A 15573-nucleotide genomic window follows, 5' to 3' on the forward strand; every position below is an offset into this window, starting at 1 on the left:
TTACGGGCGGAAAGGCTGCGCCCATGATGGCACGCCATCCCGGTTTCCGGTTGAAGCGCCCCGCGGAAGGAACGCCGTTGGCGATGGCGACAATTGGCGATGGAGGCAAGGGGCCATGCCTCGGCATGCCTGCCGGACAACCACCGATGTCGACGGACACGATGGGCACGAGTGGCACGGCTCACACGCAGGACATGCCGCATATGCGTGGGCACCATGAGCACGACGAATGCCGCGCACTCCGCCAGCTTCACCCGCGCCATGCCCCCGGCAGGAATAAGCCCGCGACCATCATGGTCCTCACAGGCGGGCACACCGGAATGCACATGGCAACAGGTTGAAATAACGCGGTATCGACACTATGATGAAAGGCTCTTCACGGTCAACCGTGCGGCATGTTACCTGTCACACTATTATGCAACCTGTAACCGCGCACCACACACGCACGAGGTACGCCGTCCACCATGTCCACATCCTTCGTCGGAGAAGGCTTCGCCATCCTGTTGCTCATTCTGCTCAACGGTTTCTTCGCCCTTGCCGAGATGTCGCTGGTCACTTCACGCAAACCGCGCCTCGAAGCGGAAGCCGCACGCGGCAACAGGGGGGCCGCAGTGGCCCTGCGGCTTCTTGAAACGCCCGACAGCCTCTTCTCCACGGTACAGATAGGTATCACCCTCATCGGCATTCTCACAGGTGCCTTCGGCGGCGCGTCTGTGGCGGCGCACCTGACCCACGTGCTGGCGGACATGCCTGCCGTGGCCCCCTACGCGGCATCTCTGGCTTTCGGGGTGGTCATCATCGTCACCACCTACCTGACGCTCATCTTCGGTGAACTCGTGCCCAAGAAGATGGCCTTCGCCTCTCCTGAACGTTTCGCGTGCGCCGTCGCCCCCGTCATGCTGGTGTTCATGCGGCTTTCCATGCCCGCGGTGTGGCTGCTCAGTCTCTCGTCGCGTGCGGCCTCCACCATACTTCGTATCCGCGAGGACGGGCCTTCCGTCACCGATGAGGATATACGGGGGATGCTCGCCGAAGGTGTGCGTTCCGGCGTGGTACTCGACGCGGAACGCACCATGTCCGAACGCGTCATGCGCCTTGGCGACCGTAGCGTGACGTCCATCATGACGCACCGCACCCGCGTGGCGTGGCTCGACAGCGAAGCGCCGCAAGAGGACATCATCGAACGTCTTGCCGCCTCGACCTACTCGCGCTTTCCGGTGTGCGACGGCGACCTCGACAACGTCCTCGGGGTCATCAAGGCGCGCGAATACCTCGCCGCCTGCGCGGAAGGGGCCGACGTGACGCTCAAGAACTTCATGCGCCAACCCGTCTTCATTCCTGAAACGGCCCGTGCGCTCGACCTGCTTGAAGCCTTCCGCACCACCCCGCATGTCCACTTCGCCATGGTAGTGGGCGAATACGGCGAGGTGCAGGGCATCGTCACCCTCAACGACGTGCTCGAAGCCATCGTGGGCGACATCCCGAGCCCCGACGAGGCCGATGAGCCCGAAGCCGTCCGCCGCGCCGATGGTTCATGGTTGCTGGATGGCATGATGCACATCGATGACATGGCCGATGTGACGGGTCTGCGCCTGCCCGACGAAAAGCATGGAGACTTCGAGACGCTGGCAGGTCTTCTGCTGCAACACCTCGGCAAGCTGCCCGCCATCGGCGACACGTTGCGTCTGGGGCCCCTGCATTTCGAAATCGTCGACATGGACGGACGACGCATCGACCGCGTGCTGCTCAGCACCGCTGCTACCGTGAAGGATGAATACGCACCCGGCACCGATACCGCAGCGCAGAAGTCCGCCACCGATGCAGCCCCCTCGAAAGGCGGCAGCAATCCCGCCGCATGAGATACGGGCACGGGTGGCAAAAGCAGCGCCAACGAAACAGGAAGGGAATGCTGGCGGCTACGGCAACGCAAGTGGCTACGGCAAAACTGGCAGGAGTCCTGCCATACCAGTCGTCTAGTCCGCCTTGGCAGTCGCCGCCTCGTCATCATGACCGGGCGGAATGCCCCCTTCTGCGAGGCGCGCCTCCAGTGCGGCATCCAGCTTCACAACCAGAGAGGTGAGCGTGCGTTCGACACGCACCTTGCCGGCAGGGGCCCCGCGTACAGGTTTCACGTCCTTGACATAGGCGCACATGATGCGCGCCTGTGCATCCTCGCGTTGCCAACTCTTCAGCCCCACCAGCACTCCGGCCTGAACGAGCGTCTGTTCCGGCACGTCATGGGCGGCATGGTCACGCCGGATGACGAGATGCGCGCTGGGGCCGTCTTCGGCGTGCATCCACAGGTCATGCGGCGAAGACAGTTTCAGCAGCGCGGCGTTCCCCTCTGCGCTGCGCCCGCGCAGCAGCCTGAAGCCATCGTCGCTGCGGAAGGCCTGCACCGTCTTGGGCAGCCCCCCTGTCCGGGCACGCACCTGTGCCCCACGGCGTCCCACGTTGCCGACGGCGACCTCAGCAGGGGCATCCGGGGCGAGGCGCGCCTGTTCGGCAGCCATACGCTCTTCGCGCACGCTGGCCCTGCGTGATTCCAGCATGGACAAGCCCCGTGCGCCACGGTCGGAACGATGGAACATGTCCGCCATGTTCTCACGCACGGTCTTGCGCGGGTCGAGCGAGATGCGCCGTTCCCCTTCCCCTTCGGGCACGATGACGTGATCAAGCCTGACCTCGGCGGGATAGCGGTACAGCACCGCCTGCAACGCCACGGCATCATCCCGTTCCGCAAGCAGGGCACGCAGACGGTGCTCTTCACTGTCGAGTTTGGTGAGCAGCCGTCCGAGTCGGGCCGATTCCCCCTTGAAGGGTTTCGCTGCCTCATTGTGCCGGGTCGCCGCTAGGTCACCGAAGACGAGGGGTTCGCCATAGCGCAATGCCGCGTCCAGCGGGTCTTCGCAGACCACTTCACGCACATCGCCAGAGAGGCCCGAGACCCGCCCGGACACTGCCGCCCACGCCCCGCCAGGTGAGACGACGGGCATGCCACCGGGCTGGACAAGGGGCTGTACAGGGGGCTGGACAGGGGACTGTGCAGGGGGCTGCACGGGGAGTCCGCCGAGTTCCAGCGGCCACGCCGACAAGGCCACCGGGCCATCGCCACGTTCATACAGGAAAAGGTCGCCGCAGCCCGCCTCAAGGTCGACAAGCAGCGCCGCAGCGTCCGGTCTATCCATATGCAGCAGTGTCCGGCGCAAGGCAGGCGTGAGCATGGGGTAGGTACGCCAGGCTTCACTGACCGCACCTTCTGTCTGCGGCATGGCATCATCGGAACAGGCGTCAACGAGCGTAAGGGCATCGGGCCATGGCCCGTCATCGGGGGCAGGAGCGAACGCCGAGGCCAGCGACACCCCCTCGCGCATGTCCATCACCAACCAGGTCTGGTCGGCCGAGGCGACACGCATGGCAAGACGTCTCTCTTGCCAGTGGCAGACGACATCTACGACACGCTTACCGCACAGGTACTTACGCAGCCGCATGGTGACGGCATCGGGAGTCGATGGTGCCGCAGGACGGCGTGGTGACAGGTAGAGGAGTGGAAGCTTGCGGCCGGCCCGCAACACCAGATGTTGCTTATGACCGGCCGCATAGAAGGTGACGGTGTACAGATCGGGGGCGGGATGGTGGATCTTCTCCAGCCGCGCCCCCGTGAGCACGGGGGTCAGTGCCGCGAACACGCGGCGGACGACATGCGCGTCCATGGCGACTCCCCGACGGAGGCTAATCGCCCCGCAGGTGCTCGTCTTCTTCCTGCTTGCTCTTGCAGTTGATGCAGAGCTTCGTCACAGGACGGGCCTTGAGACGCGGAACACCGATCTCCTCACCGCATTCGTCGCAGACGCCAAACGAACCGTCGTCGATGCGCTGGATAGCTGCACGGATCTTCTTGATGAGCCTGCGCTCACGGTCGCGGATGCGGAGCGTGAACGCCCTGTCCGACTCGGCAGTGGCACGGTCGGCGGGGTCGGCGAAGATCTCGTTATTATCGGTGAGGTCTTCGAGCGTGGAATCTCCCTTCTGCTGCGCTTCATCCAGCATGGAGGCAAGCAGTTGCCGGAAGTATTCGATATCCTTCTGTTCCATGTGTGACCTCCTCGCGAAATGGCACGGGCAGGATCCCGCATGGGGCTTTCAACCCACACGTCTTTGAGATCAAGCACACTCGCATAAATCATCATGTCCATCTAGTAAAGGCCCGATTATGCCCGTAACAGAACTTATATGTATTGAATGCGCAGCCAAACAGATCCATGACGCCACCGCACCTGCACCACCACATGTCCGACACCCGCCCCAGCCGAGAGCGGTATATACCAGACACGCAGCAATGCGTGCATGATGGAGCACACCAGCACTCCAGGTTGACCGCCTTCCGCGCGCCTCGCACTGCCAGCCCCGGTCGCTTGGCTGCTACGCCCCCGCCTGCCATGCCCCCAGCACCAGAGATGATGAGAGGACATGATTCGGGATATGCCAATGGCATCCCAAAAGGGCGACGCGACGCCCCGCCCGCCGCATCAGGATGTTCCATGTGCTATCTCATGCCGGGGCGCACGCTACCAGCCCGCATCCCCCTCCTCGAAGCATCTTGCCGTCGCCCCGAATACGGGATACTCGACCTTGTGCCTTTCGTTCTATCCCTTCTTGCCGCACCTTGGTGACAAAGGGTGGATACGGGAGCGTATTCAGCGGTTTCGCCCTTCGTGCGGCGACTTTTTATTCACGCACAACCCGCTGACTTTTCACGCAACTTCTGAAAAAATTGATTTTATCGAATCGCGTCGCTTGACAGTTCCGGGCTGCTGGCGTAGAAGCCTTTCCTCGCTGAGCGGGAGTAACTCAGTGGTAGAGTGCAACCTTGCCAAGGTTGAAGTCGCGGGTTCAAATCCCGTCTCCCGCTCCAGCAAATCCGATGGCGGCGTAGCCAAGTGGTAAGGCAGAGGTCTGCAAAACCTCCATTCTCCGGTTCAAATCCGGACGCCGCCTCCACATCGGTGCGGGAGTAACTCAGTGGTAGAGTGCAACCTTGCCAAGGTTGAAGTCGCGGGTTCAAATCCCGTCTCCCGCTCCACCGCAACGCCTAGCCCTTCGGGGACACCGCAGGCGGGAATAACTCAGCGGTAGAGTGTCAGCTTCCCAAGCTGAAGGTCGCGGGTTCAAATCCCGTTTCCCGCTCCAAGAAATCAAGAGGCTTACGAGCAATCGTAAGCCTCTTTTTCGTTTCCGTGGCTAACCTTTGGCTAACCAAGTGCCAAAACGCGCGCGCATGACCTAGCCCTTTTGCATGTCTGCAAGCTCGGTACGCAGGGTCTGGGCCTGTGCTTCGAGGGCTGCTATCTTGGCTTCGTCCTCTGCCGTCGCCGTACCTGCGAGCTTGGCGCGCACGGGGCGCACTGATTGCAGGTCTATGGCGTCGAGTTCGCGCTGGATTTGGGCTTGGCGATCTATCTTTGCAAGCTGCGCATACGCAGAATCAAGCTCTGCTTGCGTCGGCTGCGGGTCTGGGAGGTTCCACTGGGTGATGGCGATCTGTCCCCCGGTGTGTGGACCCTGCTCCAGTCTCCACGCTATGAGCGGGTCGGCTTGTGGGAACATCAGCCGAAGCGCTTCATATATGCGTTCGTTCTGCATAATACCTCCCTAGCGTATGCGGGTTATGGTGGCCCAACCACTCGATGCGTGGATACCCGCTGTCGTGCCATTCGCCTGTACGGTAAAATACATGATGTCACCTGCTTGGCATTCGCATACCGAGTGCATATACGGGTACAGCCACACGGCTTCGTTAGTGGGCAGTCCGACAAGAAGATTGTCCACATTGGTTACCGAGCCCGCCCTGTTTCTTTTCAGAAATATGGACGCGAATCCTTGTAGCGTGCCGCTCTCCATCAATGGAAGTTGCAAATCAAAACGGTACGTTCCGCTTTCTTGAATAGTCCACCCGAGGTCGCCGCTATCAGGAGTCACATTGAGATTACCGCTATTCGGCCCCGTGGTGAGGATGTTCGACAACACCCCGTTTGCCAGAGCTTGTCCGGCGGCGGTCGTTATCCTGTAATTGTTGTACTTACCGACTTCGGGCGATAGTGCCCCTATCGCACCACGCACCGCCTCCGCAGTCTTCTTCCCCGCCAATACATGCCCCGCAGCCATGTCAGACGCGGCAGCCGCCAGCGTGGCCGTGACAGCGTTGCCGGTGCATGCCGCAGCCGTAGCCGCCTGTTGCGCCTGCGCCGCCCGCAGGGGCGGCATCTCTGCCCACGCATCACCCACACGGCGCAGCATGAGCCAGTGCGTCGTCGACAGGGCGCAATCCACACCGCCCAGCAGGGCGATGCCACCCGCCCCCGTGCCGTGCTTCACCGTCACGGTGCGCCCGCTGTTGGCGGCGCACAGCATGAGCACCGCCCCGGCGTGCATGTTGGTCGTGGCGATGGTGGTAAGGTCGTCGGCGGACGTACCGCCTTCGGTGTCGACGATGACCGCCGCCCGTGTGGGCGTTATCTGCCCGGTGGCGATGGTGAGCGCCTCGGCCTCGGCAGCACCGGGGAGTTGCAGCGTGGACGCCAGCCAGCGTTCGAACTCGACACGCGCCTGTGCCGCCGTCCAGTTCGGGTCCACGTTGAACAATACCGATGCCTGTGGGAACACAGCCATGTTAACCTCCTGCCGCGCCCTGTAGGCGGGCGTCGATGCGCCCGGCGACAGGTGCGCCGTTACTGTCTATGCATTGTACGAGCGGGCCGGATACGACCCGCCCCGCCTCGATGACGCCCTTGTCGAGATAGCGGCATGACGCCGCTGTGCCGCCGTCGAACTCCAGCCCGAACGTGATGGCGCGTATCCAGCGGAACAGCCCCGCCGGGACGGGCAGCCTCATGCCGGATGACGGCACGGCCACGCCGTCGAGCGTGATGTCGGCATCCGGTACGTCGAACGTCCACTGCACGTCGGCGAACACGCCCTGTGTCCCCCCCCGTGAGGTGACGCGGATGTACACCTCATCGCCCGTGGCCACGTCGAGCATGTCCGGCATGGGGTTCCACGCCGTGGGGATGACGCCGCCCCACATGGCTGCGGCCCCCCACATGGGCGAGTCGCCCCACGCCGGACGGCGCGGGCCGTGGGCGTACTCCACGGCGTCGATCACACCGGCGACCACCTGCACGGCAACGCGCAGCCTCGCGCCCGTGGCCTCCTCCGGCACCAGCAGGCGGGCGACATATGACGCTGGAAGGTACGCATCGCCCCACATGGTGGTGGGCGACCACATGGCCCCGCCTGCCCACATCGCACGCGCCCCGGCGGCATGGACCTTGCCGTCAATCCGGATGCCGTCGGCGAGCGTGCCGGGCCACCCCTGCGCCGCCTCGCTGATGGTGAGCACCACGTTCTGCACGGGCTCGTCACCGAGGTTGACGACGGCGGAGACGGCAGGGCTACGCAGGCCGATGTCATCCACCGTGCGCACGAAGACGCGCCGCGCCCGACCGGCCCACGGCCCCACGTCGAACCGGCGTTCGGTCAGCAGGCCGGGGGTGAGCAGCAGCGCACGTTCGACGGGGTCGGTGTCGTCCATGCCCATCAGCACCTCCCAGCCCGCCACGTCCACGGGGGCGTCGTCGGGCATGGTCCAGTACACATGCGCCCCCTCAAGGTAGACGCCCGAAGGTGCGGGAGGCGGCGTGGTGCGCCCCACCACGGTATGCCGCTGCGGGGCCGTCCACCCCGACCCGACCCCGAGGCGGGTGCTGGCCTGCACGCACACCTCGTACTCGACCGACTCCTCGACGCCGTCGGCGTAGACGACGCCATCCTCCACGGCAGCCGACCCGGCCAGCCGCCACGAACCGCCAGCGGGCCGTACGCGCACCTGTACCGATGCGCCGCCGCTGGCGCGGTAGTCGACGGCGATGCGCGGCACGAGTGCGCCTGACGCCTGCCGCACGAGCACTGCCTCGTCAGAGCGCAACGACAGCACCGATGGCGGGTGCGGTGGTTTCGCAGGGTCGTCACCCTGCAACGTGATGTTGCTGTCGAACGGGGGGATGGGTCCGGTGGCGGCATCGAACACGGCGGGGGCATAGTCCACGAGGACAAGCCGCGCCGTGAGGTTCTCGCCCGGCTCGATGCCCTTGACCACCAGCTGGGCGCACTCGCGCCCCAGCAGGCCGAACAGCCACAGGTCACCGGCCTCGGGCACCTCGCCCGTACCGGAGAGTTGCAGCGTCTGCGAGAGCCCCGCCACGGTGACCACGTCGCGCACGTGCGAGGCCCCGTCAGCACTGCGCCAGCGGATGCGGTACGCTTGCCCGGCCTCCATGCCCACGGGTTCGTCCACGGTGAGCACCTGCCCCGCCACGGACTTCACGCGGCCGGAAGCCACGCCCCACATGGGCACGTCGTGCTGCACGACCACGAGGTCGCCGCGTGTGCAGACCAGGTGCTCCATGTCGGCGTACAGCTCATACTCCTCGGGTCGGAGTCGGGCGCAGGCGATGTGATGACGCCCAAGCACCCACACCTGCTCGGGGTCGGTCACGCCGGGCAGCTCAAGGCCCTCGAACACGGTGGCGTTGTCCGCATCGTACCCGTCGGCGTAGACGATGCGCTCGTCCTGCTTCCAGTCCTGTGTCGCGTTGACGAAGCGGACGCGCCATGCGTGGGGCTGCTGCGGCAACGCCTTGGTGGAGCGGAAGCCCCACGACGTGCGCGGCGAGAAATGCTGCGCCACCCGTGTGCGCGGCTCGTCGATGACCACCGACCACTTGCCGTTGGGCCGTGCCCGCCCGGCAAGCCCGGCTGCCGCCACGTCGTCCAGCACCTCCTCCACCGATGCCGTGTAGTCGTGGACGCGGTTGTAGGTCAGGCGGCGACGCTCGCAGAACTCGTGCCAGTAGGCGAGCTGGTCGAGGTCAATGCGGTCGTCGGGCACGGGTCGGGCGATGGCCGGGCCCTGCAACACGTACCGGAACAGGCTTGCGGGGTTGCTGGTGGGACGGCGCACCCATGTGCGGGTGGCCTTGTCCCAGTCGAGGCACACCGTCTGGGCGATGCAGTTGAGTTCGTCGAGGGCGCCGTTGAGTTGCCCCGTCGCCCGTATGCGCGTGGAGACGACGCACAACGGGCGCGAGAACCGGAGGGGCGCAATCTTGCGCGTCGACCGCAGGACGCCCCACCACGTCTCGTCGGCTATCTTGCTGTCGTCCGTGTCTGCGGTGATGCGGCGCACCCGCACGTCGTACTGTCCGGTGGGCACGTCCACGCCCACGGTACGCCGCAACGCCGAGGTCTGGGCGGCGGTCATCTCCAGAGACGTGATGGGCAGAGAGAGCGGCGACAGCGAGAGTTGCGCCCGGTTGTTGGCCGTGCCCGTCGTGTACGTGATGGCGTCGCTGCCCGCTGGCGCGATGATGACGACGCGGGAGACGACGGCCCCGACGACGCGCACCTGCACGATGCCCGTGTACCCTGCGGGTGTCGGCTGGGGGCTGTCCACGCCGATGGCCCCGGCCCGCTGCTCGATGCGTCCGGACGCGCTGGAGCAGATGACATGCCACTGCGGCACGTCGCGCCACTCCATGATGTCGTAGATGTTGCCGTCGACGTATTCGCCGACCTTCACCTGCTGCCGGGCACGCTCGAACTGGTAGCTCGTCGCCCCCACCTGCAACGGGCCGCCCAGAGACGCCCACGCCTGCGAGCCCTTGGGCGCGTACTGCGCCTCGATGAGCACCGTGCGCTCCACCTTCTGGGCGCGGTCGTTGAACTGTACGAGACCGCGCGGGAGCGAGATGTCGATGTCGATGCGGTCGCACGCCTGCGGGGTCGTGCGCATCTGCCAGCCTCCGGACTGCTTGAGTTGCACGGAGAGGGACTGCTCGTACACGTCATTGGAGTAGTGCGCCGGGCGCGAGGTCTTGTCCGCGAACGGCAGCACCTCGAGCTGCACGTCGCTGTAGGCGTTGATGTCCGTCTCGCCAAGGCGGAACCCCGTCTCGATCTGCATCTCGGCATAGCCGAGGCAGAACAGTTGCCGCACGTACTGGTCGTTGCCGACCACCTCGGTGTAGGGCATGGCGCACTGCGGCGGCACGATGCGATGCCGCCCGAGCAACAGCGGCACCGTGCCCCACGGGCGCAGCGTGTTGCGTGCGCCCTCGATGGAATAGGTGGGCGAATCGGCCGCGCTCGACGCCGTGCCCTGCGACAGGCTCGCCGGGCGCAGCGGCACCAGCGAGTTGATGGCCAGCATCCCCGCCCCGGTGACGGCTGCCGCCACCGCTGCCGAGGCCGCCATGCTCCCGGCGGTATAGGCCGTGACGCCAGCCGCCGTGGTGAACGTGGTGCCATACGTCGCCAGATAGTATTGCTGCGAGACGACCGCGAGGGCGATGACGGCGACGGTGAGCAGCCCGCGCAACGCCTTGCTGCCGCCTCCGCCCCCGGCGGGCACGAGGCGATAAGTGACTGTGCTCCCGGCGCGTGGCGTGACGTCGGCCCACCTGTCACGCGGGACGTACTCCCCGTCCACGAACGCATGACCGCAGCCGCGCAACGCCTCCGGTACGCCCATGTCGTCGAGGCCGCGCACGACGATGGATTCGAGCGTGCCCCCCACGGGCACGACATCATGCACCCGGTCGCCGGGGCGGAACGGATGCGGGCACCCGGTGACGGATACGACATCAGCCTTCATGGCGGTACACTCCCTCCAGACGTGAGAGCCAACGGGGTGCCCGGTACTGCTCCGTGCAGGCATCGATGCCCTTGCAGACGTGGAGCATGTAGCGGGCGTCGCCTATCACCACGCCGACATGGAGCGGCAGCCCGCCGATGCGGAAGAGCACCACGTCACCCTCTCTCGCGTCGCCGGGCGGGACGATGCGCCACCCGGCCATGTTGCTGTCGATGGCCCCGGCGATGCCCGCGTTATCGGCGGTGCTGGTGTAGTCGTCGGTGTAGCTCGGCAGGTCGATGCCGAACTGCTCGTGCAGCACGAGGCGCACAAGGCCCCAGCAGTCGCACCCCTCACGGGTGCGGCCCTTGTCTGCGAAGGGCAGGCCCACATACTCGTTCCACCACTGGGTTCGGCACTGGTCGCGGCACTGCATCAGAACATCCCCGGAAACTCTGCTGGGTTGAACGTGCCCGCCGGGCATGGTTCGGTGGTGAACTCCGTCACGGAGAGCGTGCCGGAGATGCTCATGGCATCGTAGGTGACGGACGAGAGCGCGAAGCCGGGGAACACGGCCTCAACCACGTCGGGCGTGGAGGCCATGACCATCTCCAGCGTTATCTCCGGCGCACTGGTCAGGGCGCGGATGGTGGGCACCATCTCCCGCCCCACGTTGTCTATGGTGATGCTGGTCTGGGGTGTCTCCTCCGCGCTGTCGTTGGGCAGCGAGATGGAGAACGGTACGAAGACGAACGTCTCGGCGCGGCTCACCGTGCCGTAGACCACCTCCTCATCGGTGACGACGGTGCGCTGTGTCGGGTCGGACGAGATGCGCAGCGGCGCAGCCAGCGACGGGTGCATGATGGTGATGAGCAGTATCGGGTAGTCGCCCGTCTCCTCGGCGTAGATGGCGCGGAGCATGGATGAGGACAGCGTGCGGCTCACGGCAGCACCTCCAGCGAGAGGCTCGCCACCCAGTGGCTCACCCCCAGCGGCGTGAGCGTGTACAGGCTCTCACCCGTGCCCCGCAGGCGGCATTCGATGGCTCCTTTCGTGCGCGGGTGCACCCACATGAACCGCAAGGCCCCGCCGGACAGCGTGTCGTACACGAACGCCCGCAACGTCTCGGCCTGTTCCGCAGCCAGATACAATGACACCTGCATGACCCAGGGGCGTGCCGCACCCCTGCGCCGCACCTTGGCGGGGCCTGTATCCATGCTCGTCCGCAACGTCAGGTCGGGTGCCTGTTCCTGATAGCCGTCAGCAAGGGGGGCCTGCGGCAACGAATCTGGCCAACGCGCGATCATCATCCCCTCCTCGTCAGAGTGGGCCGTGCGCCGTAGCGACTGCGCATGGCGGTATCCACGCCGCTGCCATGACGGCGCACCTCGCGGGCCACGGCCTCACCGATGATGACGTCGATGTTGCGGCCTCCCCGGGCGTCCTGCGTCTCGCGCGTCTCGACCGGGGCACCGCTATGATTGTGGACGTTGACGGTGACATTCACGCTGGATGAGTCGGCGCCTGTGGCGGATGTCCGAGCACCGGCAAGGGCATTCAACACGCTGTTGGGCTGGATGACACCTGACACATTCGGTTGGAAAAGCTCAGGGCCTCTCTCGCCTACAAGGTAGGTCCTGCCAGCCGCTACCGGCCCCCCGGACGCACGCGTGCCGGCAATGCCGGGCACCCTGTCGGCGTAGTCGCCCCACACGCCGGAGGAAGAACCGCCCGTGCCACCACCCCAAGCGAACATGCCACCGACCCACGAACCCACAGCACCCGCCAGCGGGCCGGTTATGCTCTGCCTGATGGCGATGCGCGCAAGGTCGGCGATGATGGAGTCTGCAAGTGAAGAGAACTCGAGCTTGCCCTTGGTGCATGCCTCCACAAGGGCGTCTTCGAAGCCCTTTGTAACATCGGTGGCGAAGTCCCCCCATTGTTGCGCGGCATTCCGTGTCGCCTCGTAGTATTCGATGGTGACGCGCCTCATGCCGCTGTAGGCATCGGTGGCAGACTGCAGGCGCTTGCGGTCGAGCCATCGCTGTATGTCCGCCTCGGCGACTCCGGCCGCGCGAAAATCTTCAAGCCGCTTGTTCAGCGCCCGCATCTGCAGGGCCTCGTCGTTGCGGTAGAGTTGGGCCAGCTCGTCGTAGAAGGCGATGCGTGCCTGCATGTTCTCCTGCACCACAGCGGCGTGCGCCGCCTCCACCGTCAGTTCACGCTTGCGGGCCGCCACCGCCCCGTCGATGCCCTTCAAGAGGTCTGCACGGTACTCGCGTTCGGCAGCCGCCGTGGTGGTGAGCATCGACAGCTTCTGGCGGTCGATGGTGCCGTCATCGCGGGTGGCGGCCCGGATGGCCTCTGCCCTGTCTTCAAGGGCTTGCGTCTCAAGCTCCACCGCGCGGGTGGACTTGGCAACCTCTTCGGGCGTGAACCCGTTGTGCTGCTTGGCGTACTCCATGACATCGGCAAAGGCCCGCACCTGCGGGTTGGTCGCGCCAAGCACCTTGGCGAAGGCGTCATACTCCTTCGCCAGCCTGGCTATGCGGCCCTGCCCTTCTGTGCCCGTGTCGCCATAGCGGGCGAGCTTCTCGGTGATGGATTCGGTGGCCGACGCGATCTTCGACGCACCCTTGGTGTCGGTCGAAATGCGCGGGGGACTCGTGATGCGAAGGCCGGCCGTCGTGGAGGCCTTGAACGCCGCATCCATGGCCCTGTCGCGGGCAGAGAGGTCGCCGTACTGGCTCTGCCACGACCGCACCGCGTACTCCATCTCGGCGCGGTCGATGTTCTCTTGCATGGCCTTCCAGCCTGCGGAGCCTTTCATGTACGTGCGCTGCTTGCGGCGCATCATCTCAAGGTTGCGCTGCGCGTTGGCCGGGTCGTGCATCGCGGCGAGCTTTTCCTCAAGCCCGTCCTTGCCTGAAAAGACGAGGTCGCCCCACGAGAGGGTTCCCTTGTTGATGCCCTCAAGGGCGCGATGCCACCGTTCACCGACGCCATAGAGGGTGGAAACCCCCGCCGTGACGAGCATCCCCTTCTTGCCGCCAATCAGCGCAGCGAGAAGGCCAGCCTCGCGAATGGGTTCGGGCAGCTTGTTCCAGCCCTCGACCACGTCGGAGAGCACACTGCCGATGGCCGTGCCCACACCGCCTAGAACCCTCAGTGCGGTCTGCCCGGTATGCGCCACATTGCCCAGCGTGGTCTCGATGGACTGGAGCGTATCCGGGTCGTTCAGCTCATGCAGCTTGTCGATGAACTCGCGTGTGAGGGTGATGACGCCCCCGCCCAGCACGTCATTCAGACGCCGCAGGCTGTCGACGATGTTCTCCACGCCCGAACCGGCCCGCAGGTTCTGCGCATCGACCAGTTCGCCCAGCAGCTCACGGTACGACTGCTTGACGCCCGCGAACAGGCCACGCCCCGTCTGGCCGGACAGAAAGCCAAGGGCATCCTGCATGTTGGACGACAGGCCAGACCACGTGTCGGCGACATCCTTGCCCGCGAGCTTGAACGATTCGAGCCGCTTGTTCAGTTCTGCGACCAGTGTGCCCTGCTGCTTCCACGTCTTCACCATCTCGCCCGTGATGCCCAGGGCCACGGCGAGGCGGTCTTGCGTGGGAACGATGGTTCCATCGAGCAGGCTGCGGGCCTCTGCGGAAAGCTGGTTGAGGGGAATGCCAAGCGCACCAAGCGACTGCACCACGGACAGCGTGAAGTCGGCCGTCTGTTCCAGCGTCATGCCCACCGCCGACGCCGGGCCGATGAGGGCCTGAAAGCCCTCCACGAGCTGGTCGGTGGTGGCCGTCGTCTCAAGGCCCATCACCTGTATGCGGCGCATGGACTGTTCGGCCAGTTGCTGGGCGGCGTTGTACTTCTCCATACCCTCGAGGGTGCGGCCCTGTGCCGTGGTCAGGGTGTTGACCGCTGCGATGACCGACCCGATGCCGATGCGCGACTCTTCCCACTGTGCGTTGAAGTCGAAGCCGCGCCGCCCGAAGTCCACAGCCGCTTCGAGGGCCTTGTAGCCGGACACGGCGGCCGCAAGCTGCATGGTCAGCCGTTCGAACGAGGTGCTCATGGCATCCGTGCCGGCACGGGCACGCGGCCCCACGCCTTCGGCGCTTGTGCCCAGCGCCCCAAGCTCCATGGCGATGCGCCGTATGGCGTTGGAGGCCTTGTCTTCGGTCTCTATGGTGATGCGCGTACCCGGATTGGCCGCCATGTTCACTCCCGCTTCTGTGCTTCCCTGTCACGGCGCAGCGTCTCGGTCTCTAGGGCTGCGAGCTTGTGGTAGTCGTGCCACGTAAGCTCGGCCCCGAAGAACTCCGCCATCTGGAACACCGCTGGCCAATCGAGCGCCACCCTGCCGTTGAAGCCGATGCGCCACTGGCCGTTCACCCTCGCCCAGAACTCCCAGATGGCCATGTTCGCTGGCATGAGTTCCGGGCCCTGGCCGTATTCGCAGCCGGCGCAATCGGGAGCCTCCGACTGCGCCGACGCGCGGCATGTTTCGCAGTAGGCTAGTCGGTCTGGGTCGGCTGCGAACCGCCAGACCTCAACAAGTTTTTTATCTCCTCCTCGGGGTAGCCGAGGCTGTAGAGCCACGTCTCGTTGATGAGTTGCAGCACGTCGCGGTTGGGCAGGTCGTCCCACGGTTCCAGCTCGGGGTGCATCTCGCGCACGCACGCCTCACGTCTGGTCACGAACTCGTCGTTGACGATCCGGCTCAGGGCCTCGTCATCGCCGCGTGCGGCCCTGGCTGCGGAGGCGGCCCGCTGCTTCTCCATGCCGAGCAGCGCCACGCAATCGCTGCGCTTGAGCGAATGCAGCTCGGCCTCTTTGCCTGAAACGGTCAGCATGACCTTGGGCATGGTGTC

At 65.4% G+C, this 15573-nt stretch carries 12 protein-coding genes and 4 tRNA genes; 5 read left to right on the forward strand and 11 right to left on the reverse strand.

Annotation, left to right across the window (positions count from 1 at the left end; translation table 11 throughout):
- The first annotated feature begins 464 nt into the window (after positions 1-464).
- Positions 465-1859 (forward strand): hemolysin family protein, encoded by a 1395-nt coding sequence (locus DVU_RS10135; RefSeq protein WP_010939425.1) that lies wholly within the window; start codon positions 465-467, stop codon positions 1857-1859.
- A gap of 114 nt (positions 1860-1973) precedes the next feature.
- On the opposite strand, the gene DVU_RS10140 is transcribed toward DVU_RS10135, so the two are convergent.
- A complete protein-coding gene (locus tag DVU_RS10140; RefSeq protein ID WP_010939426.1) occupies positions 1974-3713 on the reverse strand; it encodes an NFACT RNA binding domain-containing protein in 1740 nt (579 codons plus the stop codon).
- Between the two features lie 19 nt (positions 3714-3732).
- Positions 3733-4095, reverse strand: coding sequence for an RNA polymerase-binding protein DksA (gene dksA / locus DVU_RS10145; RefSeq protein ID WP_010939427.1), 363 nt, complete (start codon positions 4093-4095; stop codon positions 3733-3735).
- A 745-nt stretch (positions 4096-4840) separates the two neighbouring features.
- Between dksA and DVU_RS10150 the strand changes: the two genes are divergently transcribed.
- The 4 genes from DVU_RS10150 (at position 4841) to DVU_RS10165 (ending at position 5190) form a co-directional block, all read left to right on the forward strand.
- Positions 4841-4915 (forward strand) — tRNA-Gly (locus tag DVU_RS10150).
- 11 nt (positions 4916-4926) lie between these two features.
- Positions 4927-5001 (forward strand) — tRNA-Cys (locus DVU_RS10155).
- 7 nt (positions 5002-5008) lie between these two features.
- Positions 5009-5083 (forward strand) — tRNA-Gly (locus DVU_RS10160).
- A gap of 32 nt (positions 5084-5115) precedes the next feature.
- A tRNA-Gly gene (locus tag DVU_RS10165) sits at positions 5116-5190 on the forward strand.
- Between the two features lie 93 nt (positions 5191-5283).
- On the opposite strand, the gene DVU_RS10170 is transcribed toward DVU_RS10165, so the two are convergent.
- The 9 genes from DVU_RS10170 to DVU_RS10210 form a co-directional block, all read right to left on the reverse strand.
- Positions 5284-5643, reverse strand: a complete 360-nt coding sequence (locus DVU_RS10170; protein ID WP_010939428.1) for an XkdW family protein — start codon at positions 5641-5643, stop codon at positions 5284-5286.
- A 9-nt stretch (positions 5644-5652) separates the two neighbouring features.
- A complete protein-coding gene (locus DVU_RS10175; protein WP_010939429.1) occupies positions 5653-6669 on the reverse strand; it encodes a hypothetical protein in 1017 nt (338 codons plus the stop codon).
- 1 nt (position 6670) lies between these two features.
- Complete coding sequence (locus DVU_RS10180) at positions 6671-10711, reverse strand: host specificity factor TipJ family phage tail protein (RefSeq protein ID WP_010939430.1); 4041 nt, start codon at positions 10709-10711, stop codon at positions 6671-6673.
- Complete coding sequence (locus DVU_RS10185; RefSeq protein ID WP_010939431.1) at positions 10701-11126, reverse strand: C40 family peptidase; 426 nt, start codon at positions 11124-11126, stop codon at positions 10701-10703. The genes DVU_RS10180 and DVU_RS10185 overlap by 11 nt, the downstream gene beginning before the upstream one ends.
- A complete protein-coding gene (locus tag DVU_RS10190) occupies positions 11126-11635 on the reverse strand; it encodes a DUF1833 family protein (protein WP_014524470.1) in 510 nt (169 codons plus the stop codon). Before DVU_RS10190 ends, DVU_RS10185 begins: the two co-directional genes overlap by 1 nt.
- Positions 11632-11997 carry a hypothetical protein gene (locus DVU_RS10195; protein WP_010939433.1) on the reverse strand — a complete coding sequence of 122 codons (366 nt, stop codon included), beginning with the start codon at positions 11995-11997 and terminating at the stop codon, positions 11632-11634. Before DVU_RS10195 ends, DVU_RS10190 begins: the two co-directional genes overlap by 4 nt.
- Complete coding sequence (locus DVU_RS10200; protein WP_010939434.1) at positions 11997-14918, reverse strand: phage tail tape measure C-terminal domain-containing protein; 2922 nt, start codon at positions 14916-14918, stop codon at positions 11997-11999. Before DVU_RS10200 ends, DVU_RS10195 begins: the two co-directional genes overlap by 1 nt.
- 2 nt (positions 14919-14920) lie before the next feature.
- The gene (locus DVU_RS10205; protein ID WP_041722685.1) at positions 14921-15133 is read right to left on the reverse strand and encodes a DUF1799 domain-containing protein; all 213 of its coding nucleotides are present in this window, start codon (positions 15131-15133) and stop codon (positions 14921-14923) included.
- Between the two features lie 83 nt (positions 15134-15216).
- A complete protein-coding gene (locus DVU_RS10210) occupies positions 15217-15567 on the reverse strand; it encodes a hypothetical protein (RefSeq protein ID WP_010939435.1) in 351 nt (116 codons plus the stop codon).
- Positions 15568-15573: the final 6 nt, after the last annotated feature.

Source organism: Nitratidesulfovibrio vulgaris str. Hildenborough (assembly GCF_000195755.1).
Taxonomy (GTDB): domain Bacteria; phylum Desulfobacterota; class Desulfovibrionia; order Desulfovibrionales; family Desulfovibrionaceae; genus Nitratidesulfovibrio; species Nitratidesulfovibrio vulgaris.

Bases quoted from the DNA above. Each gene is read 5' to 3' on its own strand.
- DVU_RS10210 (WP_010939435.1), bottom strand. From the start codon at position 15,567: ATGCCCAAGGTCATGCTGACCGTTTCAGGCAAAGAGGCCGAGCTGCAT.
- DVU_RS10175 (WP_010939429.1), bottom strand. From the start codon at position 6,669: ATGGCTGTGTTCCCACAGGCATCGGTATTGTTCAACGTGGACCCGAAC.
- DVU_RS10205 (WP_041722685.1), bottom strand. From the start codon at position 15,133: ATGCCAGCGAACATGGCCATCTGGGAGTTCTGGGCGAGGGTGAACGGC.
- DVU_RS10185 (WP_010939431.1), bottom strand. From the start codon at position 11,126: ATGCAGTGCCGCGACCAGTGCCGAACCCAGTGGTGGAACGAGTATGTG.
- DVU_RS10170 (WP_010939428.1), bottom strand. From the start codon at position 5,643: ATGCAGAACGAACGCATATATGAAGCGCTTCGGCTGATGTTCCCACAA.
- DVU_RS10135 (WP_010939425.1), top strand. From the start codon at position 465: ATGTCCACATCCTTCGTCGGAGAAGGCTTCGCCATCCTGTTGCTCATT.
- DVU_RS10180 (WP_010939430.1), bottom strand. From the start codon at position 10,711: ATGAAGGCTGATGTCGTATCCGTCACCGGGTGCCCGCATCCGTTCCGC.
- DVU_RS10200 (WP_010939434.1), bottom strand. From the start codon at position 14,918: ATGGCGGCCAATCCGGGTACGCGCATCACCATAGAGACCGAAGACAAG.
- DVU_RS10195 (WP_010939433.1), bottom strand. From the start codon at position 11,997: ATGATCGCGCGTTGGCCAGATTCGTTGCCGCAGGCCCCCCTTGCTGAC.
- DVU_RS10140 (WP_010939426.1), bottom strand. From the start codon at position 3,713: ATGGACGCGCATGTCGTCCGCCGCGTGTTCGCGGCACTGACCCCCGTG.
- dksA (WP_010939427.1), bottom strand. From the start codon at position 4,095: ATGGAACAGAAGGATATCGAATACTTCCGGCAACTGCTTGCCTCCATG.